At 66.2% G+C, this 23,962-nt stretch carries 24 protein-coding genes; 11 read left to right on the forward strand and 13 right to left on the reverse strand.

The window, feature by feature from the left end:
* From ACETK3_RS19755 to ACETK3_RS19765, 3 genes are all read right to left on the reverse strand, one after another.
* On the reverse strand, nt 1–1,401 hold a 1,401-nt coding region (locus ACETK3_RS19755; protein ID WP_237429468.1), incomplete at its 3' end, for a hypothetical protein.
* Between the two features lie 146 nt (nt 1,402–1,547).
* The gene (locus ACETK3_RS19760) at nt 1,548–1,898 is read right to left on the reverse strand and encodes a helix-turn-helix transcriptional regulator (RefSeq protein WP_237429469.1); all 351 of its coding nucleotides are present in this window, start codon (nt 1,896–1,898) and stop codon (nt 1,548–1,550) included.
* A complete protein-coding gene (locus ACETK3_RS19765) occupies nt 1,895–2,851 on the reverse strand; it encodes a tyrosine-type recombinase/integrase (RefSeq protein WP_373993463.1) in 957 nt (318 codons plus the stop codon). Before ACETK3_RS19765 ends, ACETK3_RS19760 begins: the two co-directional genes overlap by 4 nt.
* Before the next feature lie 306 nt (nt 2,852–3,157).
* On the opposite strand from ACETK3_RS19765, the gene ACETK3_RS19770 reads away from it, so the two are divergent.
* Nucleotides 3,158–3,526 carry a hypothetical protein gene (locus ACETK3_RS19770; RefSeq protein WP_237429471.1) on the forward strand — a complete coding sequence of 123 codons (369 nt, stop codon included), beginning with the start codon at nt 3,158–3,160 and terminating at the stop codon, nt 3,524–3,526.
* 107 nt (nt 3,527–3,633) lie between these two features.
* Here ACETK3_RS19770 and ACETK3_RS19775 read toward each other — a convergent pair whose 3' ends face one another.
* From ACETK3_RS19775 to ACETK3_RS19790, 4 genes are all read right to left on the reverse strand, one after another.
* Nucleotides 3,634–4,248, reverse strand: a complete 615-nt coding sequence (locus ACETK3_RS19775) for a copper resistance CopC family protein (protein WP_237429472.1) — start codon at nt 4,246–4,248, stop codon at nt 3,634–3,636.
* Between the two features lie 88 nt (nt 4,249–4,336).
* Nucleotides 4,337–4,975 carry a hypothetical protein gene (locus ACETK3_RS19780; protein ID WP_237429473.1) on the reverse strand — a complete coding sequence of 213 codons (639 nt, stop codon included), beginning with the start codon at nt 4,973–4,975 and terminating at the stop codon, nt 4,337–4,339.
* A gap of 47 nt (nt 4,976–5,022) precedes the next feature.
* Entirely contained in the window at nt 5,023–5,400 is a 378-nt protein-coding gene (locus tag ACETK3_RS19785) for a metalloregulator ArsR/SmtB family transcription factor (RefSeq protein WP_237429474.1), read from the reverse strand.
* Nucleotides 5,360–6,640 (reverse strand): MFS transporter, encoded by a 1,281-nt coding sequence (locus ACETK3_RS19790; protein WP_237429475.1) that lies wholly within the window; start codon nt 6,638–6,640, stop codon nt 5,360–5,362. The genes ACETK3_RS19785 and ACETK3_RS19790 overlap by 41 nt, the downstream gene beginning before the upstream one ends.
* Before the next feature lie 94 nt (nt 6,641–6,734).
* Here ACETK3_RS19790 and ACETK3_RS19795 point away from each other — a divergent pair, with 94 nt between their 5' ends.
* The 4 genes from ACETK3_RS19795 (at nt 6,735) to ACETK3_RS19810 (ending at nt 10,584) form a co-directional block, all read left to right on the forward strand.
* Nucleotides 6,735–7,235 (forward strand): peptidase, encoded by a 501-nt coding sequence (locus ACETK3_RS19795; RefSeq protein WP_237429476.1) that lies wholly within the window; start codon nt 6,735–6,737, stop codon nt 7,233–7,235.
* 428 nt (nt 7,236–7,663) lie between these two features.
* The gene (locus ACETK3_RS19800) at nt 7,664–8,095 is read left to right on the forward strand and encodes a hypothetical protein (RefSeq protein ID WP_237429477.1); all 432 of its coding nucleotides are present in this window, start codon (nt 7,664–7,666) and stop codon (nt 8,093–8,095) included.
* Nucleotides 8,096–8,449: 354 nt separating this feature from the next.
* Nucleotides 8,450–8,800: a hypothetical protein gene (locus ACETK3_RS19805; protein ID WP_237429478.1), complete on the forward strand. Its 351-nt coding sequence runs from the start codon at nt 8,450–8,452 to the stop codon at nt 8,798–8,800.
* A 578-nt stretch (nt 8,801–9,378) separates the two neighbouring features.
* Nucleotides 9,379–10,584 carry an IS110 family transposase gene (locus ACETK3_RS19810; protein WP_306971277.1) on the forward strand — a complete coding sequence of 402 codons (1,206 nt, stop codon included), beginning with the start codon at nt 9,379–9,381 and terminating at the stop codon, nt 10,582–10,584.
* 187 nt (nt 10,585–10,771) lie between these two features.
* On the opposite strand, the gene ACETK3_RS19815 is transcribed toward ACETK3_RS19810, so the two are convergent.
* The 5 genes from ACETK3_RS19815 to bioB all read right to left on the reverse strand — a co-directional run bounded on the left by ACETK3_RS19815 (nt 10,772) and on the right by bioB (nt 16,448).
* Nucleotides 10,772–11,992 (reverse strand): cytochrome P450, encoded by a 1,221-nt coding sequence (locus ACETK3_RS19815; RefSeq protein ID WP_306971278.1) that lies wholly within the window; start codon nt 11,990–11,992, stop codon nt 10,772–10,774.
* The gene (bioD, locus tag ACETK3_RS19820) at nt 11,989–12,666 is read right to left on the reverse strand and encodes a dethiobiotin synthase (RefSeq protein ID WP_188572738.1); all 678 of its coding nucleotides are present in this window, start codon (nt 12,664–12,666) and stop codon (nt 11,989–11,991) included. Before bioD ends, ACETK3_RS19815 begins: the two co-directional genes overlap by 4 nt.
* Nucleotides 12,663–13,820 carry an 8-amino-7-oxononanoate synthase gene (locus tag ACETK3_RS19825; RefSeq protein ID WP_373462217.1) on the reverse strand — a complete coding sequence of 386 codons (1,158 nt, stop codon included), beginning with the start codon at nt 13,818–13,820 and terminating at the stop codon, nt 12,663–12,665. Before ACETK3_RS19825 ends, bioD begins: the two co-directional genes overlap by 4 nt.
* Before the next feature lie 8 nt (nt 13,821–13,828).
* Nucleotides 13,829–15,190, reverse strand: coding sequence for an adenosylmethionine--8-amino-7-oxononanoate transaminase (locus ACETK3_RS19830; RefSeq protein ID WP_306971280.1), 1,362 nt, complete (start codon nt 15,188–15,190; stop codon nt 13,829–13,831).
* A gap of 232 nt (nt 15,191–15,422) precedes the next feature.
* Complete coding sequence (gene bioB, locus ACETK3_RS19835) at nt 15,423–16,448, reverse strand: biotin synthase BioB (RefSeq protein WP_306971281.1); 1,026 nt, start codon at nt 16,446–16,448, stop codon at nt 15,423–15,425.
* 542 nt (nt 16,449–16,990) lie between these two features.
* Between bioB and ACETK3_RS19840 the strand changes: the two genes are divergently transcribed.
* The 6 genes from ACETK3_RS19840 (at nt 16,991) to ACETK3_RS19865 (ending at nt 23,285) form a co-directional block, all read left to right on the forward strand.
* A complete protein-coding gene (locus tag ACETK3_RS19840) occupies nt 16,991–17,419 on the forward strand; it encodes a hypothetical protein (protein WP_237429482.1) in 429 nt (142 codons plus the stop codon).
* 338 nt (nt 17,420–17,757) lie between these two features.
* Complete coding sequence (dprA, locus tag ACETK3_RS19845; protein WP_237429483.1) at nt 17,758–18,666, forward strand: DNA-processing protein DprA; 909 nt, start codon at nt 17,758–17,760, stop codon at nt 18,664–18,666.
* Nucleotides 18,667–19,229: 563 nt separating this feature from the next.
* Nucleotides 19,230–20,255, forward strand: a complete 1,026-nt coding sequence (locus ACETK3_RS19850) for a DUF4192 domain-containing protein (RefSeq protein WP_237429484.1) — start codon at nt 19,230–19,232, stop codon at nt 20,253–20,255.
* 182 nt (nt 20,256–20,437) lie between these two features.
* A complete protein-coding gene (locus ACETK3_RS19855) occupies nt 20,438–20,590 on the forward strand; it encodes a hypothetical protein (protein WP_237429485.1) in 153 nt (50 codons plus the stop codon).
* Between the two features lie 682 nt (nt 20,591–21,272).
* Nucleotides 21,273–22,385 carry an IS110 family transposase gene (locus ACETK3_RS19860; protein ID WP_237430447.1) on the forward strand — a complete coding sequence of 371 codons (1,113 nt, stop codon included), beginning with the start codon at nt 21,273–21,275 and terminating at the stop codon, nt 22,383–22,385.
* 186 nt (nt 22,386–22,571) lie between these two features.
* Nucleotides 22,572–23,285, forward strand: coding sequence for an aminoglycoside phosphotransferase family protein (locus ACETK3_RS19865; RefSeq protein ID WP_306971283.1), 714 nt, complete (start codon nt 22,572–22,574; stop codon nt 23,283–23,285).
* A 68-nt stretch (nt 23,286–23,353) separates the two neighbouring features.
* On the opposite strand, the gene ACETK3_RS19870 is transcribed toward ACETK3_RS19865, so the two are convergent.
* Nucleotides 23,354–23,893, reverse strand: coding sequence for a GIY-YIG nuclease family protein (locus ACETK3_RS19870; RefSeq protein ID WP_237429487.1), 540 nt, complete (start codon nt 23,891–23,893; stop codon nt 23,354–23,356).
* Between the last annotated feature and the right edge of the window lie 69 nt (nt 23,894–23,962).

Below are 23,962 nucleotides of genomic sequence, written 5' to 3' on the forward strand. Positions count from 1 at the left end.
AAGACGCGGCAGGAACAAGTAAGGAAGTGGGCAGATCTCATGGCCACCGGCGGGCAGTTCTGCTGGCCGCCAGCGGGCACTTTCGTGGCCGCCTATGGGCAGTTTTTCATGGCCGCTAACATCGCTCCTGACGCGGTTGATGGTGAGTTTGGGAATCAGTGCGTTGGTGTGCGCCCATGCAAGGAATGCCGGTAGATGTGTGCGCAGGCGCTGGCTGGGATTTTGGACGATACAGGTTTCGAGGTGTGTTTGGTTCGCTTCGGAAAGGTTCAGGCCGGAGGCTGTGAGGTGTTCGAGATATCGGGCCGCTGTTGTGAGTTTGTCGCGTCCGTAGTGCTGGGCGTTGCGGGTCAGGGGTTGGCGACGGGCCTTGATGCGCAGGTTCCGTCCGACGTTCCAGCGCAGGTATGGCTCGAGGATGTTCCGCGTCGCTGGGGGCAGTGACTCGAGGAATTTTCTGGCCCAGGTGTCGAAGAGGTGCAGGTTCTCGTCCCGGGTCGGCAGTAAGCCGGTGTCGGTCAGAAGACTCCGGACGTACTCGGCGGATTTTGGTCGGGGCCATTGGTCCAGGGTGTCGTGTTCAAGGGGGACGTCGTTGTTGACGAGGGCGCGGATCAGCTCAGTAGCGGGTCTGTTGTGTGCGACCTGGACTACGGCGGTCATTTTGGGCCGTTGCAGCAGGTTCTGCCGGACGGGTTCGAACGCGGTATTGATGACGCCGTGGCGGTCTGTGATGAGTTCAAGGGTTCTGCGTCGGGCGACACAGGTGTAGCAGTGTTTTCCGTGCAGGTTCTCCTCGCCGCCGCAGTCTGCGCATGCGTAGCGGGGCCGGACCCCTGCGCACGAGGCGCAGCAGGGGTTGTTGCCCGGCCCGAGGTAGGCGATGATCCGCATGTTCGCGCAGCCGGGGCAGCGGATGGCGGTGCTTTTGATCCGGCGGAAGCATGAGCGGCATTGGGGTCCGCCGAGCAGGTGCGCGGCGATGCGGGAGAACGTCCCGCAACTGTGGCAGGTGAGGACGGTGCCGGGGGCGCAGCGGTAACAGAGCGGCCCGTCAGCCGTGCGCTTTTCGATCTCCCCCATCGCGCCGCAGCGGGAACATTGCTTGAATGAGGCGGGGTTTTTCCGCCAGCAGGGCCTGCAATGCGCGACCCCGTCGGGTCGGGCGATGATGATCGTTTCCTTGTCGCAGACGCCGCAGGCGTGCACGATGAGTCGTCTTTCGCAGCGGGCGCAGACGCGCCTGCCATCGGGCAGGGTTTTGACGAGCAGCCGTTCCTCCCCGCATGCCATGCACCGGGGCTGCACGATTCCATCGATCCCGCTTGATTGCAGTTCCGTGAGCAGGCGTTGGGCGAGCCGCGGCATGAAGGGGTCGCCGCTGGATGCGAAGCCGGGCACTTGTTGGACGTACTTGCGAAGGATGCTCTCGGCCCGTGAGGAGGCGGCGTTGGCGGTGATCCAGGCATCGAGGGCGGTGGTCCCCGCCTTGCTGAGAGGACCGGGAAGGTTCGCCAGGATCTGCAGCAGCGGGGTCTTCAGGGTTTTCAGTCGCCGGGGCGGCGGATCCGGGCCGGAACGGGGCGAAGGTCCCCGATAGGCTGCAGTCCGCTGGTCTCGGCGGTTTCACCGGAGGCGGTGCGCTCGGTCGGGGATAGGGCCGCTGCCCGGGTGAAGGTGATCAGGTCGTTGGGGGTGCAGCCCAGGATGTCGCAGAATGCTGCGAGGACTTCCAGGTTGAGCCGGGACGGGGTTGAGGTGACAAGCCGGTAGACCTGCTCGCGGGAGAGCGAGACACCGTGTTCGGCCATCAACGGCACCAGATCGGTGGTCTGGTAGAGGCCCTTGGCGGCCATAAGTTGGCGGATGTTCCAGGAGATCACGTAGGCGTTGGTCATTGCTGCTGGCCTTGCTGTCGGGGGTGGCGGACCCGGGCCAAGGCTTTGGCGAGGATCCGGTTCTTGTAGTCATCGCTGACGTCCGTGTAGACCGCCGTGGATGAGGCGTAGGAGTGGCCCACCTGTTCCTGGACGAACCGTTCCGGGTAACCGTATTCAATCAGATGAGTGACATAGGAATGCCGCAGGCTGTGCAGGGTCAGTTTCGGATCCAGGCCGATCTCGTCGCGCAGGAGCGCGAATTTCTCATCGGAGTGCCTCACCGACAAGCGTGAACGACGCTCGGTCATCCAGACCGGGCTGGCGCTTCCCGGGCGGAATTTCGGGCGCCCCTCTTCGATCCATTGCCGCAGGCCTTCCACTGCCCAAGCGAACTCGGGCACGGCCAGCACGGTCCGGCGGCGCGGCGGCCCTCCCTTGTTGGCCTTGGCGTGGCGGACGTGGAGGCTGCCGTAACTGCCCCACTCCGGGTTGTTCGGGTTTGACCGCAGGTCGGCCAGGTCCAGCATGCACGCCTCCCGCCGGCGAAGACCGAACGCGTAAACGGTCTTGAAGAACTGCGCGTCCCGCAGCGCCCCGAGAGCTCCCTTCTTCCCGGCCGCGAGGATTCGCTCAACCTTGAGGTCTGCGTGGGCGAAAAACGCATCGGCCTCATCGAAGGTCAAGGCCCGCTTCGCCGGGCGGGCCTCAAACTCAGCGACGTGATGACGGGTGTTCCAGTCATGGCAGATCTGGACAGGATGGGCGCCAAAGCGCTCCTGGCATACCTCGGGCCAGTCATACCGTGCATCGGTGATGAAGGCGCAGAACCCTCGAATCACCCCGTGATAGCCCCGAAGCGTAGAGTGCGATGCCGGCTCAGCCCGGTTGAGCAGCGAGACCGTGAAGTCCTCAACGTCACCGGGCTGCCATGTCCACGGATACTCACCCGTGAACCTCGCAAAGCGCTTCACCAACGCGACGTTGCTCCGGGTTGCCACCCCATTCAGGCCCCGGCTCAGCCGCTGTCGTTCCCACCCGGCGAGCATCCCTTGAAAGACAGCCTCCATCGGATCCAACGGAACCACGTTTAAGGGGAGCACTTCTGCCCCAAACGAACGAACCATCAAGACTCCAATCCACATACTTTAGGCATCATTGAAGCATGAAAGTCACTAATGATGCATTAAACGCAACTTCAGAAGTAGCTGCGGGCAGTGGGTGCCTGTTGCCCGGTTGTGAGACACTGCAGGCCGGAGTGGTTTTGCGAGGGGGCAGCGGTGCTGGCTTGGGCAACAATCTTTTACGGGGCGGCGCTGTCGGCAGTTGCTGCTCTGGCGTTGGTGGTTCTTGTGGGCCGGGAAAGGCGCCCCGTCACGCTGGCCGCCGTGGCGGTAGGTGCGTTTGCGGGTCCGTTCGCCTGGAACGCCATCCTGCGGGCCGTGAACGCGCCGCAGTTTTTCGTCGACGCACCGCTGCCGGTGTTTCCGGTCAGCTGGCAGGATGCCGGTTCGGGTGTTTTTGCTGTGGCTGCCCTGGCAGTGGTCCTCGGTCTGGGTCCGCTGCGGGCTGCCGCGGGCCGCAGGGTGGTGATTCTGACCCTGCTCGGCGCCGTTGCGGCCCTCGTCGTTGACGTTTTCCTCTACTGAAGCAGTGACGCAGGGCTGGGGGCAAAGGAAGCCTTCGGGGCGATGCGGGTAGGGGGACAGGGCCCGCCCGGAAGTGTTCCGGGCGGGCCCTGTGATCGGTTGCGGGGTCAGTCGGCGCTGCTGGCGTTGGCCTTGGTTCGGCGGCCGATGAGGTAGGCGCCCGCGGCAACGAGGATCAGCAGCACGGCGCCGGCCCCGATGATCAGGCCGGTGTTATCACCGCTCTGGGCGGACGCGGGCGTCGCGGCCGCCGTTTCCGCGGACGGGGCCGCTGATGCCGGGGCTGCGGCCGTCGTTGCTGCTACGGCGGACTCGGTGTGACCCTCCCCAGCGGCGGGGGCATAGGTGAAAGCGAAGGTGCCATCAATGGGGTGCCCGTCAGCGGACACGGCCCGCCACGCGACCGTGTGCTTTCCCTCGTGGTCGATGTCCGCGGCGATGCTCAGGGTGGCCCCGTCTGCGGTGACGTCTCCACTGCTGACGACGTGCCCGTCGGGTGCGGTGACTTCGATGCTGTTCGAGCCAGGGAGCCCGGTGTCCGGGGCATTAGTGAGGGTGATGGAGACCTTGCCCGGGTTCTCGGTGATGGTCTGCCCGTCGGAGGGACTGGTGGAAGCCAAGGCGTCGTGTGCCTGCGCGGGGCCAGTACCGGCCAGAGCGGTCAGGGCAACGGCGGCGGTGAGTGCGGCGGCCACGCGGGCGCGGCGGAGTGAAAACGTCATAACTGGAGTGTCCTTTCGGGACAGCCTGCGGCACAGGTCGGCACTGTCAGGCAAAGGAAATCAAAAGGGTCAAAGCCGGCAGGGCCCGTCAGGCGGCGAAAGCCGCCACGGCCCTGGAAGAAGCGGTGGGCGGGCCGCGCAGGGCCGGGATCCGCAGGCATGGGTGCAGTCGCGGGATCACCAACCCTGCAGGCGGTGCCGGCGTCGTCCAATGCGGCAGCACGGGCAGGTGGAGTGCGAAGCTTCGGGGAGCCAGCCAGTCCAGCATCCGCCAGAGCATTGTTTCGCCGTGTGCCAGCAGCAGCGCGGTCGCGGCGACCGCGAGGATGTGCGCGCCGGTCATGACCGGTCCTGGAAGGACCCCCGTGACGTGCGCGGCCATGGTTCCGGTCGCGGTGAGGCAGCCAGGAAAGGTGGCGGACTGGTGGTGTCCGTGGGCGGCGATCCCCGCCGCAGTGCAATGCTCGACCGGGCTGGGAAAGGCCGTGAACGCGGCGTGCAGGGCCAGTTGCCCGGTGCCCAGCGCGGTGGTGATCGTGCCGAGGCCGAGCTTCCGCCGGGCCAGGACGGTGACCGGGAGCATGACCAGCGCGGCCAGCAAGACGAGCAGCGGCGTGGCGGGGAGGCGGCCGCCGCCGGCGGTGTGTGCCGCGGCCGCGATCCCGAGGATCAGGCCCGCGACGGTCAGGGCGCGCGGCAGGGTCAGGGGTGCCTGTGCTGGCATCATCGTCCCTTCCTGCCGCCGCCCCGCCGGGGTGTCTGTCTGGTGTTGGCTTAGTCGTGGGTGGGTTCGCCGGTGAGGCGGTGGTCTGCGTGGTTGATGGTTTCCCGGATCAGGCGGACGAGGTGCCCGTCATGCAGGGAGTAGATCACCTTTTGGCCGTCCTTGCGGGTATCGACCAGGCCGCTGAGCCGGAGCTTGGCCAGGTGCTGGCTGACCGCTGTCCGCGGAGCCCCGGTCGCTACGGTCAGCTCGGTGACGGTCTTCGGGCCGTCCGTGAGTTGCAGGAGCAGATGCAGCCGGGTGGGTTCGGCGAGCATCCGCAAGGTCCCGGCAGCTGTTTCGAGCAGCAGCGGGCCGGCCGCGACGTCATGGACGAGCGAGGGCTCCTCAGACGCGGCGGCCGCGGTGTGGTCCGGCTGGCTGCTCATCAGCATGCTCCAAACGATCAACGGGTCCGGGGCTGTGCCGGGGCCAGGAAAGGAAGGCTCCTGCCGCCCCTATCATCGCAAGAATCAGCAGCGCGAGCGAAGCCGGGCCCAGGCCCGCGGCTGCCCCGGCGATGCCGGCCAGCGGGTAGCTGATGATGTAGCAGGCGTGGGAGAGGGAGAACTGGGCCGTGAACACGTACGGCCGAGTTGCCTCGGTCGACGCCTCGCGAAGCAGCCGCGACGACGGGGTAAGGATCGTGGAGTTCCCTGCACCGAGCACGAACCATAGTCCCAGCAGCGACCACCAGGTCGCATCCGAAGCGGGCTGGAACAGCAGCACTGTCGCCACGGCCAGGGCCGCGGGGATGACGGCCGCGCCGGTCAGCATGACCGCCCGTTCTCCGAGTCGCTCCAAAACACGTGGAGCGGACAGCGCCACGACCATGGATCCGACACCGAAGCTGGCAAGCGCCAGGGCAAGGTCCGTGTCGGGGCGGTGCAGGATCTCACGGACCATCACGACACTATTGACCAGCACCAGCGCGGTCGGCGCCGACACCACCAGGTTCAGCGCGAGCAGCGACCGCAGCCGCCGGTTCCGCCAAAAAATCCGGGCCCCGAGGGTCGTGCGGTGCCACAGGGATGACGCCCCGCCCTGCTGGGCAGACGCCGTGGCCGGCAGGACGGTCAGCACCACCATCAGTGCCGAGAACAGGAACCCGCCCACGGTGCCCAGGAACAGGTTGTTGTAGCTGAGCACCGTCAGCAGCAGCGCCGCAATGGCAGGGCTGGCCAGCGCTTCCATGTCGTAGGCCAGACGGGATAGCGACAAGGCCCGGGTGTAGTCCTTCTCATCGGTCAAGACCGCCGGGATGAGCGACTGGAATGCCGGGGTGAAGGTCGCCGAGGCGGACTGGAGCAGGAAAATCACCACGTAGATCTGCCAGGTCTCCGTAATGAACGGCAGGCATAACGCCATCCCGGCGCGGATCAGGTCCGCGCCGATCAGGACCGGCTTCTTCGGCAGCCTCGCCACCAGCGCGTTGATCACCGGTGCAAAACCCACGTACGCGAACATCTTGATCGTCAACGCCGTGCCCAGCACCGCACCCGCGTCCCGACCGGCCAGGTCGAACGCCAGCAGCCCCAGCGCCACCGTCAGCAAGCCCGTGCCGAGCAACGCGACAATCTGCGCGGCGAACAGCCGCCGGTACGTCACATCCTTCAAAACCGAAAGCATGAAACCCCTCTAAGTGCGTATGTGCGTGATTACGCACATATAAAGGTTATCCTTGAATCGCCGCCGCGGACACCCAGACGGAAGGATTATGACGATGACGCCCAGGACTTCTGCCGGTTCCACGACCACCCAGCGCCTGCACGAGCGGAGAGCGGGGAAGCCTGCAGGCAGCGAGAGCAGGGGATCCGAACTGACTTCGGCCGCCATCCCGGGCCACGGCACGTTCTTCCTCACCGATGCCGCCTTGGAAATGATCGCTGTGTTCGGCGGGACGCTGCACTGCTACCTGGGCCCGGGCGGATGCCGGAAACAAGGCCTCTACTTCTCCCGTACCGTGCCCCGCAAGCCCCTGCGCTGCGCACTGCCCGGGGCTGACGGTGCAAGGCTGGAGGTCAGCGTCAGCCATGACCTCGCACCCAAACTGGACGGAGCCGTCCTGGACTTCGGGGCCTACAACAAGATGCAGCGTTTTGTCTGGGCATCACTACCGGCCGTGAAAGGCCCGCAGTGCACCTGCCTGCGCTCAACCGGGTCACCGGCCGGCAAACGCTCCCCCTGTCTGGACGATGCCGGAACAGGCCTGACAGATCTCTAACAACACCGCGTGAGCCGGCGCACCGGCCAGGGCAAGCCGATGCCAGTGGCCGGGCACCAGCCTGGCCAACCTCCGAAGGGGCAGCTCGGGACGGCTGCGCCGCACCGAGAACCGGACCTCGCTTCGCTCGGGCTGCCAAAGCGTTCTTCTTTTTTGGCTGCTGTCCTGACGGATTGTACGTACCCGCTCCAGCCCGTCTAGCCCCTCCTTCGTCGGGGCCTGCGCTCCGAAAAAGTCTTCTCCGGCGCTCCTGCGTCGCTTATTTCCTCCGAAGATTTTCCGGCTCTTGCCCTAGCGGGTAGACGGGCCTGCACGGGCACAGCTCCGCAAGCTTCGCCAGCAGCCAAAACAACGGGGGAGAGGGGAAAGCTGGCCACTCACCCGAGCCGCCCCGCCCACCGAACACCTCGGCATAGGAGCAACACCACATGAACGCAGTCACCACCAGGACCGTGACCACCGGCGACACCCAAGAAGTCATCCATGACGTCCCCGTACTCGGGGATTACCACATGAACGATGGCTACGAGTGGATGGACGTCATCAGCGAACACGGCTGGGTCGTGATTCCGAGTTGGGGCTGCGACGGCTGGGACCTCGGGCAATGGCCCTACGTCATGGTCGCAGGCATCCGCACCGCCGATAAGATTGGCAACCTGTTCGGCTTGGCGACCTACTGCGAGGGCGACGTCCGCACGACGTTTTATCGGACAAAATCCAGATTCTGGACCGCCGTCAGCGAGCAGGCGTTCTTCCACTGGAAAAACGGCCAGGCCCAAGGACCGGACGACCTGCCCAGCACCTTTGATGGCATGCCCGCCAAATACCGGCAGCCACACGTAATTCAGAACGCCGGCTAACCACCACCGGCCCCGGTGTCCCGCCCTCTGCAGCGGGGCACCGGCCGGACCCGAAGTTTACGGTCCGCACCCTGGCGCATTCCGCCGCTGATGCATCCAGTGAATAATGCCCGGTCACCTACTACCGGACGAAGGCCCGGCTGTGGGACGCGATCACCGAGCAGGCGTTCACCCACTGGAAGAACGGGCAGGCCCAAGGCCCCGCAGACCTGCCCGAGGCCGCCGCAGAACTGCCCAGCCGCTACCGGATGCCCTACGCCGTCCGGGACGCCGCCTAACCAGCACTGACAACCGCTGTACTGCCCGGCCGGGAGCCGGGCAGTACAGCCCCCACGACTTCAAAGGAGCCAGCACATGAGTAACGACACCACCGCCCCCAAGGGCATCACCGCCCTGGTCTACCGCGACGCCCTGGGCACGGACTTCTCGAACCGGGGCATCTCCGCTCGCGTCATGGAAGTAACGGTCATTGGCGAGGGCATCGACCCGGTTTTCGAGGCCACCGAGGAACGGCCCGCCGTCCGGCTCGTCAAAAACGAGCACTTCCACCGCGAAGCCGTGATCCACGCCGAGCCGGTCACACCGGAAGGTGAACCCGCACCGTGGTACATGTTCGGCGGCACGTTCATCTTCAGCAGTGACTCACGGTTCCGCCGCGCAGCCGGACACTACGGAGCCGTCCCGCTGCACGACCGCCGCGAATAGGCCCGAGGGTGGCCGGTCTTTCGGGGCCGGTCACCGCGGGCGGTCCGCCGTCGTGGCCGGCCTTTGTTGGTGGTCGCCAGCGGCGGACCGCCAATCCCGCAGTAACCAGGTGCACGGTTGGCGGCCGCCGGCGGCAAGCCATGGGCTGCGGTGCCGTTGGGTTGTCCCTGGGCAGGGGAGTGGAAGGGCAGGCTCGCGGGGCTCGCCCTGGTTTCCGCTGCGCTTCAACCAGTTGTTGGGCGTCCGCTGGCGCGGCCGGCTGTTGGGTCCAGGGCGCGCCGTCGCAGAGCTCCGGACCCCCTGAACCTGTGTGTCTACGACGTTTTTGGCTGCTGTCCTTATGGTGTTGACGGGTGGTTCCGTGGCCGTTGTAGGGTCGTGGCTACCCGGGGGAGGCGGGTATGGCTTTGTTGCTGTGGTCCGGACGATCCAGGTCGTGACGGCTTCGTAGGATTGGCCGCCCGGCGCCCCGCGATGACCCGACCGCTGATTGAGAGACGCGACTTGAATCGCCGGATAAGGACACGACGGCGCGGTTATCTGCCGGGTTCGACCCATCCGACAGACTGGAGGCTGTTTTGACGAAATTGTGGGCCGGTATCGATGCCGGCAAAGCCCATCATCACTGCGTTGTGATCGACGCCGCCGGAAACCGGCTGCTCTCCCAACGAGTTCCCAACGACGAACCAGCCCTGCTCGAGCTCATCGTCAACGTCTTGAAACTCGGGGACGGGGACGAGGTCATCTGGGCAACGGACCTGAACCACGGCGGGCCGGCGCTGCTGATCGCCATCCTCGTCGCCCACGGCCAGACCATCCTCTACATCCCGGGCCGGATCGTCCACCACGCCTCCAAGCTCTACCGCGGCGAGGGCAAAACGGACGCGAAAGACGCCGCCGTGATCGCCGACCAGGCCCGGATGCGCCGCGACCTGCAGCCGCTGCGGGCCGGGGATGAGATCTGCACAGGGCTGCGGCTCCTCACCGCCCGCCGGGCCGACAAATCCGCGGACCGGGTCCGGGCGATCAACCGCCTGCAGGCCCAACTGCTCGAATACTTCCCGGCCTTGGAGCGGGCCTTTGACTACAGCCGCTCCAAAGCGGCCCTGACCCTGCTGACCAAACACCGGACCCCGGACGGGATCCGCCGCACCGGCCAGACCAGGATCCACGCCTGGCTGAAGAAACACGGCACCCGTTCCTCCGCCGCGGTCGCCCAGGCCGCCGTCGACGCCGCGAAATCCCAGCACACCACCGTCCCGGCCCAACACCTTGGAGAACAGATAGTCGCCGCCCTCGCACAGGAAATCATCACCCTGGACAAGGAACTGGCCGAGCTGGACGCGCTAATCAGCGAGAAAGTCAGCGAACACCGGCACACCCCGTCCCTGCTCAGCATGCCCGGTTTCGGACCCGTCCTGGCCGCTGAGTTACTTGGCGCCACCGGCGGGGACCTTACGGTCTTTGAAACCGCGGACCGGTTCGCCGGCGTCGCCGGACTCGCCCCCGCGCCCCGGGACTCCGGCCGGATCACCGGAAACCACCACCGCCCCCGCCGCTACGATCGCAGACTCCTCCGGGTCTTCTACCTCTCCGGGCTATCAGCCCTGAAAAGCTGCCCCGCCTCACGGACCTACTACGACCGAAAACGCGCCGAAGGCAAAACCCATATCCAGGCCATGCTCTCCCTGGCCCGGCGCCGCCTGAACGTCCTTTGGGCCATGCTCCGCGACGGCACCACCTACACGCCGGTCCCGGCTCGGGCAGCCCGCCTGGCTGCCTGAGCTGCCCAGGTCCCGCGATCCCTGGGGGCCGAATCCGGGTGGCTGACTGGGCACTAATTCCGCGCGTTGGCCTTGAAATCCGGGCCCGTGCTGTTGAGGGCTGCGCACGCAGCCGGTCCCTGGTGTTTGGTTACGTCGCTGGCGGTAGGACCTTTGAATTCCGCCGATTTCGTTCCTCTGAGCAAAGTCAGTGCGGTCCGAGTGGCTGGGCTGCCACGACAACTGTCCGGGGGGCTTGGAATGACAGGAGCCGGATCCAGTCTGGATTCACGTCCCGGAGCTGTATTCGCGGAAGTGATATGGCGGTTTCCTGGACAATGATGGCGGCCTCGAGTTCTGCGAGTTTGGCACCGAGGCAGCGGTGGATCCCCGAGCCAAAAACCAGGCCGTATGTGGTGGGTGGTTTGTGCTGGGCCTCTTGCGTTCGGGGCGAGGAACCTCGGGTTTGGGCTGGTCTCGTGGTGTGGTTGCCGCTCAGTTCGAGGAGGATTTCGGTGCCCGCCGAAATCTGCGAGCCGGCGATGTTGGTATCGTGTGCGGCGACACGGCGCCAGGTGGGGACTGATGATTCAGTGGCGAGCACGTGTCGGACCGCGCTCCTGGAGCCTTCCCCGGATGCGGCGTCCTTCCAGTCCACTGGGTTGGATTCTTCAAGGAGTCGGAACAGGGTGGTGCTAATCAGCTGGGTGGTTGTTTCCTGTCCGGCGATGAGCAGAAAATAGCCGAGCGAGCAGATTTCGGGGGTTGACAGGCCGTGTTCGGCGAGGGATTTGAAGAGGTTGCATCCCGGTGCCGTCAGGGATTCTGCGACGAGTTTGCGCAGCCAGAGGTAGAATTCCGCCGCGCTGTGGGCGAGTTCGAGTTGCCGGGCTTCGTCGGGCCAGCCCCAGAACAGCTCCATGGAGTCAAGACTCCAGCGTTTGAGGTCTGCAAGGTCCCGTACGGGCAGCCCGAGGAGTTCGAGCATGACAATTGCCGGGGGGAACGCCGCCACCGTCTGGACGAGGTCCACAGGCCCGGACCTCACGAGCTGGTCTGCGGCATTCCGTGCCGCTTCCTGTGCCAGTTCCCGGATCCGCGGCTCCATGGCCGCGACCGTGGCGGGCGTGAAAAACCCTGCCACGATCTTACGGATCCCGGCGTGCGTGTCGGTGTCGTTGCTGGCGAGCACGGGAGGCAACGCAAAGCGAACACGCTGCAGCACGCGCAGGGCAGGCCCAGCCAGGGGCGTGACCGCGACGAGGGCGTTCGCGGGGCTGAAAACATCCGGTCGGTGCAGCACTTCGCGGACCATATCCGGGTCACGCACCACCATGTACGGGCAGCGCGGCTGCTCAGAGCTCTGCCACTGTCCCGGGCTTTCTGCCAGCGGCTGCGCGGGTCCGGTGGTCGTTGGGGTCGGGTTCATGCGGGTAGACCGTTCAGCCAGGCGGCTGCTTCGGTACGGAAAGCGGGCGGGGACAGTTCGGAGGCATGCCCAGGGAGGGCGCCGAGAAAACGCACCCGCAGGGATCCGAGCACCTGTCGGTTGGTGTGGTGTACGACGCCTGGGTTGCCTGGCCAGCTTCCCAGCACTACGCCGAGGACCTGCAGGTCCCGTGTTTGCAGCGCTTCGAGAGTCAGAGCGGTGTGGTTCAGGGTGCCAAGGTCCGGCCGCGCGACGACCACGAATGCCGCTGCCAGGAGTGAGCCGAGGTCCGCGAGGGTGCAGCCGTCGGAATCCAGGTCCACCAGCAGGCCGCCTGCGCCCTCGACCAGGACGTGGTCGTGGGAGGCGGCCAGCTCGCGGACCCTCCCGGCGTGCGCAGCCACCCGGGGCAGGGGTGTTTTATCGATGGCGGCTGCCGCGACGGGCGCCAATGGCTCCTGGAGAACCACCCCGGTTTCTGCTGTCACGTCGCCGGCGAGCCGGATGATTTCGGCTGTGTCGGAATCGCCGACGGCGGCTCCTGACTGGCAGGGCTTGTAGACCGCGACGCTGCGCCCTTGTTCGTGGAGGGCGGCGGCGAGGGCCGCCGTTGTGATGGTCTTGCCGACGCCGGTGTCCGTTCCGGTGATCATGATGATGCCGGGCAGGTTCATGGAAGTTCCTCCAAAATGCTGCGCAGTACGGCGCAGCTGTCTTCGATTTCCTTAGGTGTAAGGGTGGCCCGGGCGGTGAGCCGCAGCCGGGAAATCCCGTCCGGGACGGACGGGGGGCGGAAGCAACCAATCCGAACGCCGGCGGTGCGGGCGGCGGCGGAGGCGAACAAAGCCGATCCGGCTGAAGGCATGGTGATGGACTGCACGGCCCCCGCGGTCCGGTCGACGGCGACGCCGCGGGCTGCAAGGGCCGGGGCGAGTCCGGCGGTAAGTGCCGCAGCATTGTCCCGGACGGATCCGGCCCGCCAAGGTTCATCCCGGATGATCCGCACCCCGGCGAGGGCCGCCGCTGCAGAGGCCGGCGCCAGGCCGGTGTCGAAGATGAAGCTGCGGGCCCGGTTGACGAGGTGTTCCCGCAGCAACGCGGATCCCAGGACTGCTCCGCCCTGGCTGCCCAGGGCCTTGGACAGCGTCGCGGTCACGATCACGTTCGGATGCCCGGCCAGGGCCGTCCCGGCCACCGAGCCGCGGCCCTGAAAGGCGCCGGCACCGGTGACACCTAGACTATGGGCCTCGTCGATCAGAAGCGCCGCGTCGTGCTGTACGGCCAGGGCCAGCAGACCAGCGAGCGGGGCTTCGTCGCCAAGGACGCTGTAGAGGGATTCAACGGCGATGAGGGCGCGCGGCTCAGGCCGGTCGGCAAGCAGCCGCCGGGCGTCTTCAACGCTGTTGTGGGTGAACGATTCGGTGCGGGAGCGGCTGAGCCGGAATCCGTCGATCATCGAGGCATGGCAGTGTTCGTCCGCGACGATCAGGGTCCCGGGGCCGCCGAGCGATGTGATTACGCCGATGTTTGCCAGGTAGCCGGAGGAAAACACCAGTGCCGTGTCCATACCGGCCAGGCGGGCCAGTTCCTGTTCGAGGTCCAGGTGCAGCCGGGTGGTTCCGGCGACCAGGCGCGAGGACGTGGCTCCCGCGCCCCAGCGTGAGGCCGCGGCGGCGGCAGCGTCGGCGAGCCGTGGGTCCGCGGACAGCCCGAGGTAGTCGTTGCTGGCCAGGTCGATGAGCTGTTCGTCCGCGTTGCGGGGGAGCGGGCGGCGGACCAGACCACGGCGTTCGCGGACGGAGGCTTGCTGCTCGAGCCACTGGGTCATCGAGGTGCTCATTCTGCCCCTCCGGAACGCGCCGGGCCGCGTTGATGGACGTCGGCGACGGCCGCTGTCATGCCTGCGGTGATCTGTTCGATGACTGCGGCGGTGCTGATGTACGGGGGCATCGTGTAGACGAGGTTCCGGAACGGGCGTACCCAGACTCCGTGCCGGATGGCCGCGGCCGTGACCGCCGGGACAGCGACGGCGTGGTGCAGCTCAATGACGCCGACGGCGCCGATGGTGCGGACATCCGCCACGGACTCAAGTCCCCGGGCGGGGGCGAGTCCTGATGCCAGGCCCGCGCCGATCCGGGCGACGTCGGCCGGCCAGGTACCGTCGTCGATGATGCTCAGGCTGGCGTTGGCTACCGCACATGCCAGTGGGTTGCCCATGAAGGTGGGGCCGTGCAGGAGTGCCCCTGCCTGTCCGCCGGAAACCGTTGACGCAATCTCGTCCGTGCAGAGCATGGCGGCGAGGGTGAGGTATCCGCCGGTGAGGGCTTTGCCCACGCACATGATGTCCGGGACCACACCGGCATGGTCGGCGGCGAACAGCTCGCCGGTGCGGCCGAAGCCGGTGGCGATCTCATCGAAGATGAGCAGCAGCCCGTGCCGGTCCGCCACCTGCCGCAACGCGGTGAGGCAGTCGGCCGGGTAGGGGTACATGCCCCCTGCGCCCTGGAGGACCGGTTCGACGATGATCGCGGCCAGCTCCCCGGAATGCGCAGCCGCGGTGGTCTGGAGTTCGGCTGCCCACGCCAGCACTGTTTCCGGGGTTGCGGACGCCGCGGCCGGGGGACGCGGAGCGAACACGTTGCCGCCCAACAAACCGGGGAAATCGACGTGCATCCCGTCCACGGGGTCACAAACCCCCATTGCCGCAAAGGTGTCGCCGTGATATCCCCCGCGGATGCTCAGGAACCGCTGCCGCCCGGGGTGGCCGGACGCGGTCTGGAATTGCACCGCCAGCTTCAGTGCAACCTCCACCGATACCGAACCCGAGTCCGCGAGGAACACCCGGTCCAACCGTGACCGTCCTGGTGCGGAAGGGGCTATATCCACCAGCCGCTCGGCCAGTTCCACCGCCGGGGCATGGGTGAGGCCGCCGAACATCACATGGCTGAAAGCATCGAGTTGCCGCTTCGCGGCCGCATCCAGTACAGGGTGGCGGTAGCCATGGATCGCCGACCACCACGAGGACATGGCATCAACAACCTCATGGCGTGTGCCGTCTTCGCTGCGGAGCCGCAACCGCACACCGTCGGCCGCCTCGACCTCCCACAACGGGAGGCTGGGGGACGCGGGGGCGTACGGGTGCCACAGGCGTGCGCGGTCCCGCTGGATCAGGCTCGTCGGAGCCGACACCTGTGTCATCGGACGAGCACCCCGTGGCGGGAACATTCTGCGCTCCAGCCGGTCGGCGTAACCTGGACCTTCATCCGTCTCCTACAGTTGGCGCAGTAGCGTGGCGGTTCCAGCGTCAGTAGTTCAACGCAGCGCTGGTGTCCGCCCGAAGCGGGGAGGCCGCCGCCCTCGGGGCCCCCGCAGTGTCCGCAGAATGGGCCGTTGCTCGAGCCATTCGAGCCCCCGGCAACCGGGACCGTGTTCACAGTGATTTCTGGAATTCCTTGATGGGCATGTTCAGCTCTACCAGCAGGTTCAGGTCCGCGTCGGCGGGCCGGCCCAGGGTGGTCAGGTAGTTCCCGACGATGACGGCGTTGATGCCGCCGAGCAGGCCATCTCTGGTTCCGAGGTCACCGAGGGTCAGTTCCCGGCCGCCGGCGTAGCGGAGCACGGTCCGGGGCATGGCCAGCCGGAACGCAGCAATGGCGCGGAGGGCGTCCTTGCCGTCCATGATCCCCTGGTTTTCCAGGGGAGTCCCGGGGCGGGGGTTCAGAAAGTTCAGCGGGACCTCGTGGGGTTCCAGCGCGGCGAGCTGGGCAGCAAGTTCAGCACGCTGCTCCAGGGATTCGCCCATGCCGATCAGGGCGCCGCAGCACAGCTCCATGCCGGCCGCCTTGACCATGGAGCAGGTCTCGAGGCGTTCTTCGTAGCTGTGGGTGGTGACTACTTGCGGGAAGTAGCTGCGTGCTGTTTCCAGGTTGTGGTTGTAGCGGTGCACTCCCCAGGCAGCGAGCTGGTCCACCTGGTGCTGGGTGAGCATCCCCAGGGAGCAGGCGATGTTGATGTCCACGGCTTCGTTGATGCGGTCGATCGCGAACTTGATCTGGTTCATCAGTTTAATGTCCGGTCCGCGGACTGCTGCCACGATGCAGAACTCCGTGGCGCCAGTGGCAGCGGTTTCCTTAGCAGCCTTGACCAGCTCCGGGATGTCCAGCCAGACGCCCCGCACGGGGGAATCGAAGAGCCCCGACTGGCTGCAGAAATGGCAGTCCTCCGGGCACCCGCCGGTCTTGATAGAGATGATGCCTTCGACCTCGACGTCCTCACCGCAGTGCCTGAGCCGGACCTCGTGGGCCAGCTGCAGCGCCGCCGGGATGGCCTCATCGGGCAGGCGCAGCACCTCCAGCAGTTGGCCCTGCGTCAACCCGTGTCCTTCCTCGAGGACCTGCCGGCGGGCGGTTTCCAGAATCCCGTACCGGGTAGGTGCCGGATCTGCCTGAATCGTCATTGATCGTCCTTTGCGCTGCCTGGTTGCTGGTATGCCGTAGAACCGAGGCTAGTCTTCCGATGAGGGCACGATTTTGTTGGGTATCTACAAGCGGGTGGTTGAGGCTTTGGACCGGCCCTCACTGCCACGTGACCTGCACCCCCGGTCCCTGGTCCCCGTGCCGAAAGAGCTCAGGCTGCGTGAATCGCTCGACTCCAACCCCCTACGGAGACGTCGGACGCTGAGAGGCGGCGGGAAAGGAAAAGGTCCTCGCTGCGCTCGGACAGCACAAGCATTTTTTCTTTTTTGCGGCTGTCCGTTGGATCCTACGTGCCCGCCCCACCGGCGCAACCGTCCTGCGGACGGCCGCGCAACGGCTGTCTTGGATTCGGCGCTGCGCTTATTTCCTCACCCAACCCATCCGCTGCTTGCCCTTCGGGTTGCCCCGGCTCCGTCGAGCACAGCTACGCGCTGCTCCGCCAGCAGGCAAAAAACATGGTGGGGGAGAGGGAAACCGGCACTTCCGGCACCCGCCCCGCCCGAGCGAAACGGAGCATCACCTCATGAGTATCCAAATCATGACCCGCACGGCCGCAGCCGATAGCGCCGAACCGGTGACCGTCCCGGCCCTTCCCGCCGATGACCGGACAGGAGACGGGTACGACTGGATGGACACCCTCGAGGGCACCGCGTGGTCGGTGCTGCCGAACTGGGCCAGCGAGGGTTGGGACGCCGGAGCGTGGCCCTACATCATCTTGGCCGTCGCCCGCACGCGGGACCGGAACGGGGAACTGTTCGGCTACGGAACCTACGTCGAGGGCGACACCGCCGCCCACTGGTTCCGGACCCAAGACGCCTGCTTCGAAGCGATCACCGCCGAGGTGTTCTTCCACTGGGCCTCCGGCCAGTCCGACGGCCCCGACAACCTCCCCACCACAGCCGCCGAACTGCCCGACCAGGACCGTAAACCCTACCCCGGCTGGACGGACTAGAAGCGCTCGGGTGTCCCGGCCACCAACCGGCCGGGACACCCGAGCAGCACTGCCAATATCCGTTGACAACATCATTGAGATTCCTGCGGATCGTACGTGCCCGCTCCACCGGCTCAACTGTCCTGCGGACGGCTGCGCAGCCGATGCCTTGTGTCGGCGCTTCGCTTATTTCCTCCCACAACCCATCCGCTGCTTGCCCTTCGGGTTGCCCCGGCTCCGTCGGGCACAGCTACGCGATGCTCCGCCAGCAGGCAAAAACGCCCGGGGGAGAGGGGGAAGCTGGCCGGTCACCAAAGCCGCCCCGCCCACCGGATCCTCAGCAAAGGACGAGAGAAACCATGAACGATCGCATTGCACGCGCAGCCCTGACCCGCCTCTTCGAACCCGGAGACCGCATCGGCCGGGCCCTCGTGGGCAGGCTCGGCGCGTACGCCGCACGGCGGCTTGCCACCGGCGCGCAGCCCGCCCACACCCTCCCGGAAATCACCGCCGAAGAACTGGCCGACGCATTGAAACGCTGGGCGCCCCGGGTACCGGAGCTGGACCCGGAAAAGGACCTAGCTACCATCGAACGCTTGGGCGGCGGGTTCCTCATCCCAGGGGATGAGCACTGGCCGGAAGGCCTGGACGACCTGCCCGACGCCCCGTACGGGCTCTGGTACCGGGGCAACATCGATAACGGCATCCCGGCACCGTCCCAGTGCGTGGCCCTGACCGGTTCCCGGGATTCCACCAGCTATGGCGCCTCCGTTACAGGCGACATGGCATACGGTTTGGCGCAACGTGGAATCTGCATCGTCTCGGGTCTTGCCTACGGCATTGATGCGCACGCCCACCGGGCCGCGTTGGCCGGAAGCACCGGAGAGAGCCCGGCGACCCTCGCGGTACTGGCCGGAGGCCTTGACCGGGACTACCCGTCCGGCAACGCTGACCTCGCTGCTGCGATCCGCGGCAACGGCCTCACCCTCTCAGAGCTGCCGCCCGGTTCCGCCCCGACCCGGTACAGGTTCCTCCAGAGGAACCGCATCATTGCCGCCCTCGCAGGGGTGACCTGTGTCGTGGAAGCCCGCTGGCGCTCGGGGGCGCTGAACACCGCCCACCATGCCGAGACCATTGCCCGGCATGTCGCGGCCGTCCCCGGGAGCGTGCACAGCGCCAACTCGGCCGGATGCCATCGGCTCCTGAAGGAAGGCGGGGCCGTGCTGGTCTCCGACGCGGCCGAACTGGCCGAACTCCTCGCAGGCTAAGCCCGTCAGGTGGCCGTCCCTTTTGTGGGGCGGTCACCGCGGGCGGTCCGCCGTCATGGCCGGCTTCCGCTTGGGGTTGGCGGCGGCGGACCGCCATTTCGCACACGCAGTGCCGATGACCGGGGGCGCGCGGCCGCCGAAGTCACGGAGCCCGAAAAGTAGACCCGGGGTGCTGATCGATGGTTCGCAGCGCTCACCAGGAAGAGGGCGTCCGCTGGCGCGGCCGGCTGTTGGGGCCAGTGCCGGCTCCGCAGGGCTCCGCCGCCCCTGGCCCTGTTCTGTCTACCGTTTTGGCTGCTGTCCTGACGGATTGTACGTGTCCGCTCCGGCCCGTCTAGCCCCTCCTTCGTCGGGGCCCGCGGTGCAGGAAATGTCCCTGCGGCGCTCCTTCGTCGCTGATTTCCTCCGGGACTTTCCCGCCCCTTGCCCTGCGGGTAGACAGGCCTCCGTCGGCCACAGCTCCGCAAGCTTCGCCAGCAGCCAAAACAACAAGGGGGAGAGGGAACGCTGGCCGGTCACCACAGCCGCCCCACCCACCTAATCCTCAGCAAAGGACTTTCAACATGACTGACGCAATCCGCATCTCCAGCCCAGCCGACATCCTCGGTTTCATCCCGCACTCCCTCGGGTTCGTACCGCGTGAATCCTTTGTGTTCCTGACCATGCGGGGCAAGACCCTCGGCGCGACACTGCGCGTGGACGCCCCCGCGTCCGCGGACCCCGCGAGTTTCGCCGCCTCCATGAGGGAGTATCTCGCACTTGACACGCAGGCCACGGCGGTGCTGCTGGCGATCTACACGGCCACCACCCCCGCGCCCGGGAAGGAGCGCCCGTTCCACGACCACGTCGAGGCCGTCATCGAGGCGCTGGACAACGCAGGGACGCCGCTGCAGGACGCCTGGCTGGTCACCCCGTCGCACTGGCAAAACCTGCTGTGCGACAGCGACGCCGGATGCTGCCCGCCCGAACCGCTGGAATCCATCACCGACGGGCAACTGAACGCCGAACTGGTGTTCCGAGGAAGCAGCTACCAAAAGACGCCCGGCACCACCTATCCGTCGTTCGCTGGCCCGGAAGACAGGGAGGAGCAGATCCGTCACGCGCTCCCGGGAGTGCTCGGCGCGGAGCTGACTCCGGGGCGGGAACTTTGGGCCCAGGCCCTGACCCGGGACGGATGGATGGACCCGGAGACCGCGGTGGAGCTGCTGGCGTGCTTCCAGCGCCCCGACCTGCGCGACACGTTGTTCTGCAACGTGATCGACCCGGAGCTGCCGGACGCCGAGGGAAGCGGGAACCTGCTCGTGGGCGAGGGGATCACCCCGGACTGGGACCGCGTGGACCGGGCACAGGAAACCGCCCGCGACCTCATCGACGCCGCGCCCGAAGGGTACCGGGCGCCCCTGCTGACCCTGATCGGCTGGCTGGCGTACCTCAAAGGCCAATCATCAGTAGCCGGAGACCACTTCAAGCTCGCCCTGGCTGACACACCGAGCTACCGGCTCGCCGAACTGATGGACCAGCTGGTCAGCCGAGGAACCATCGCCCCCGTCGCAAAGAACCAGGACACAGCCTACAAACGGCACCGCTAAACGGGTGGGGGCTGGGCCGGGAAACCGGTCCGGCCCCTTGGGTGCGGTGGCGGCCTCCCCCGCATTCGCTCCTCCGGCCGCCGCTCACGCTGCCGCGGGCGCAGCACCACAAGCGTGAACCAGCTGGGCGCCGGGCTACAGTGGAAAAGGAACACCATCCACTAAGAGCCTGGGGGCAGCACATGAGCCACGAGTACATCCTTACGGACGACGACGCCGCACCTGCGGATGCGACCCATGCCCAGGACATCCTCGAGCTCTCGATGTTGACGATTCCGCAGCCAGGCGCGCCCATCGTTGATATCTCCTGGGAGAAGTCCCCGCTCGACTTGTAAATTTCCGCGGCGATGACGCTGCAGCACTGGTTTTCCTTTTGCTGAGGGAAAAACTGAGGCCGGCCCTAAGGGGCCTGCCTCAGCCCTTTAACCGCTGAAAGGGCGTCCGCTGGCGCGGCCGGCTGTTGGGGCCAGTGCCGGCTCCGCAGGGCTCCGCCGCCCCTGGCCCTGGTTGTTGAAAGAGTTCTGGCTGCTGTCCTGACGGATTGTACGTGTCCGCTCCGGCCGGTCTAGCCCCTCCTTCGTCGGGGCCTGCGGTGCAGGAAATGTCCCTGCGGCGCTCCTTCGTCGCTGATTTCCTCCGGGAATTTCCCGCCCCTTGCCCGATGGGTAGACAGGCCTCCGTCGGCCACAGCTCCGCAAGCTTCGCCAGCAGCCAAAACAACTGTGAGTCTTGACGTGGTTGGTCTGGGACTAGCTGGCAGTGTTGGTGCCGGTCGTTCTGCCTGGTGCGTGACTCGAAAAACAACTTGCCCCTTAGGGTGCGTTTCCCCCGACTTGTCCGCACTGGGTGGAGCGGCCGGCGTTGGCCTGTCCCACGTCGTTGGCTTGATTAGAAGCTTGCCCAACCTTTGCAGGTTGTGGCTCATCACAGTATTGCCTCGAAGTGACTCTTGCCGGGTTCAATGCCGGCCGTCATGCGGCCGTTCTTGTCCGTTCGAAAGGAAGGAGGGTGGCAGCGTTGACCATCGTTGCGCAGACCCGCCCGTTCGTCATCGGCGTGGACTGTCACGCCCGCACCCACACGTACGCCATCATCGAGGTCAGTACCAAGCGACAAGTCGCCTGCGAGCAGTTCCCGACCACCTCGGCAGGGATTTCCCGCGCACTTGCCTGGGTAGGCCGACGGACAGACGGCGATATGGCGTGTCTCTGGGCGATTGAGGGTATCGGCACTTATGGGGCACGTCTGGCCCGGGCAGTAACCGACGCCGGCTATGACCTCGCCGAAGCTCCACGGATGAACGCCCGAGGTCGCCGGGCGATCGGCAAATCCGACCCGCTGGACGCCGCCGCCATCGGAACCGCTGTCCTGGCCTTGGAGGAGTCCCAGCTTCGAGCCCCGCGCCGGGATGAAGGAACCCGTGCCGGACTCAGGATTCTGAGCGCGGCCCGGGATCAGTTGACCCGGGACCGAACATTGAATGCCAACGCACTCCTCGCCTTACTCCGGGCACATGATCTGGGAATCGACGCTCGTAAACCTCTGGTTCCTGCTCAGATCGCGACGATCACCAGATGGCGGGAACGGCGGGAGCCGATCGAATTATCGATCGCGCGCGGGGAAGCAGTTCGGTTGGCGCGCCGCGTTCTCGAAGTGACCACTCAGCTGGCTGCGAACCAGAAGCGCATGACAGAGCTGATCCAGGAAAGCCCCGCGGCGCCGCTGTTGGAGATGGTGGGCGCCGGGGCTGTCTCAGTGGCTACAGTCCTGACAGCTTGGTCGCATCCGGGAAGGGTTCGCAGCGAAGCTGCCTTCGCCTCCCTGGCAGGGGTGAATCCTTTGCCGGCCTCAAGCGGTAACACGGTCCGGCACAGGCTCAACCGGGGCGGTGATAGGCGCCTCAACCGAGCCTTGCACACCATCACCATGACCCGGATGGTCCACGACCCGGGAACACGGGACTATGTCGCCAAACGCACCCAAGAAGGCCGCAGCTACCGCGAAATCCGCAGATCCCTCAAGCGCTACATCGCCCGAACCCTCTACCGCCAACTCAACGCCCTTTACGCCGCCGCGGAACCGCCCTCATCCCACGTTGCGGGGGCAGACGGTTCAGGTGGTGTCCCTTAAAGGACCCCTCAGCGGGACGTTCGGTGTAATGGCAGACTGCTGGATATGAGCACTCTTGAGCGGGACGCCTCCGCGGCTTGGTCGGCTCTTCGGCGTGTTTGGTCAGAGTTGGGGTGGACGAGCCCCGTCTACAGTCATGGAGCTTTTCATCATGTCGCGGTGCTGGGTTCAACCGGCGTCGTGCGCGTGTCGTTTGCTTCTAACCATGAGGCGCAGATCGCCCGTGAGAGCGCTGCGCTCCTCGCCGTGAGCAGTTCCGGGCTCAAGACCCGCATCCCGACGCTCCTGCGGACACTGACCGGTGACACCTGGTCTGCGATGGCGTGCACCGTCGTCGCGGGAGCCCACAGGGCGGATCGGCCGTGGCACGAGGTCCGGGACGATTTTGCCCTTATCCTCAATGACCTTCAATGCGCGCAACTACCGACAGGGTTGCCTCCCGTACGCTCCTGGTGCGGCGGGGACTCCTGGCCTGACGTCGTTGAGCGCATCACGGCAGATGCCGGCACTCACGTGCGGAAAGCTGCCCAGATCGTGGTGCGGGAGGTTCTGAGTCTCGAGGAAGAGGTGACCGCTTCTCTCGTCCATGGTGACTTCGGTCCGCACAACATTTTGTGGGACGACTGCGGCGTACCAGGCCTTATCGACTTTGACAATGCGTGTGTGGCAGACCCTGCTATCGATGTTGCTCCCCTCATCGGGTTTTACGGCGCGGCCAAAGTAGGGGACATTGTGGACGCAGACGTGCTGGCACGAGCGAAGGTGTACCGCGCATCTCTACCCCTGCAGGTAGCGGCGGCCGCAGCGCTTGGGGCAGACCGCAAGCTCCAAAGCCACGCACTGTCGAACTTCGCGCGTCGGCTTGAGGCAGGATCACTCCACGATCCAGGACCTACCTAGACACGCACGATTAGGGATGCGGTATCGCCCGATAGGCGCGAATGGCCTCGCTGTCCGTAGCTTGAGGGCTACACCCGGTTCAACGGCGGCCGAAATACATGCCGAAGCCGAGCCTCCAACGCGGCAGCGTCACGCTCAGTACGCGCTCGGAGCCAGGAAACATCACAGCCCAGCAGCCAGCTCCGAATCGCTGTCGCCTGCCCAGTCGTCACCTTCTGCCGGTTCGGATTGCCCGTGACATTGGGCGGGATCTGAAACAGCAGCTCACATACATTCCGACGCAACGAAGATCCCGCAAGGCTCACACCTCCGCCAAGGTGCGTCGAGAGCCGCTTCTGCAGACTCGTCGCCGTACCGACATACTGCGGAACCCCACCACGCGACCACAGGTAAACCCCCGGCTCATTCGGCAGATCCGCGCGGGTCAGGCCACTTGCAGCACGTCTCGGCGCCGCAAGGAGCCGACTCCAATCCTTGCCCGCAGGCTCAGCGGAGTCGAGCGTTATCGACGAAGTCGCCTCGTCCAGCGCATCGAGGATGGCGTCCATCTCGAAGTCATCCTCGGCACCGTAGATGTTCAAATCGCTTTGGTCATAGCTGTTCGTCACGACGCAACAGTATCGTCAACTAAATAGCAGACACGAGCGGGAGAGTCAGGCTGACCCTTCCTGCGCAGC

Origin of the sequence: Arthrobacter sp. E44 (genome assembly GCF_041877125.1) — a bacterium.
Lineage (GTDB): Bacteria > Actinomycetota > Actinomycetes > Actinomycetales > Micrococcaceae > Arthrobacter.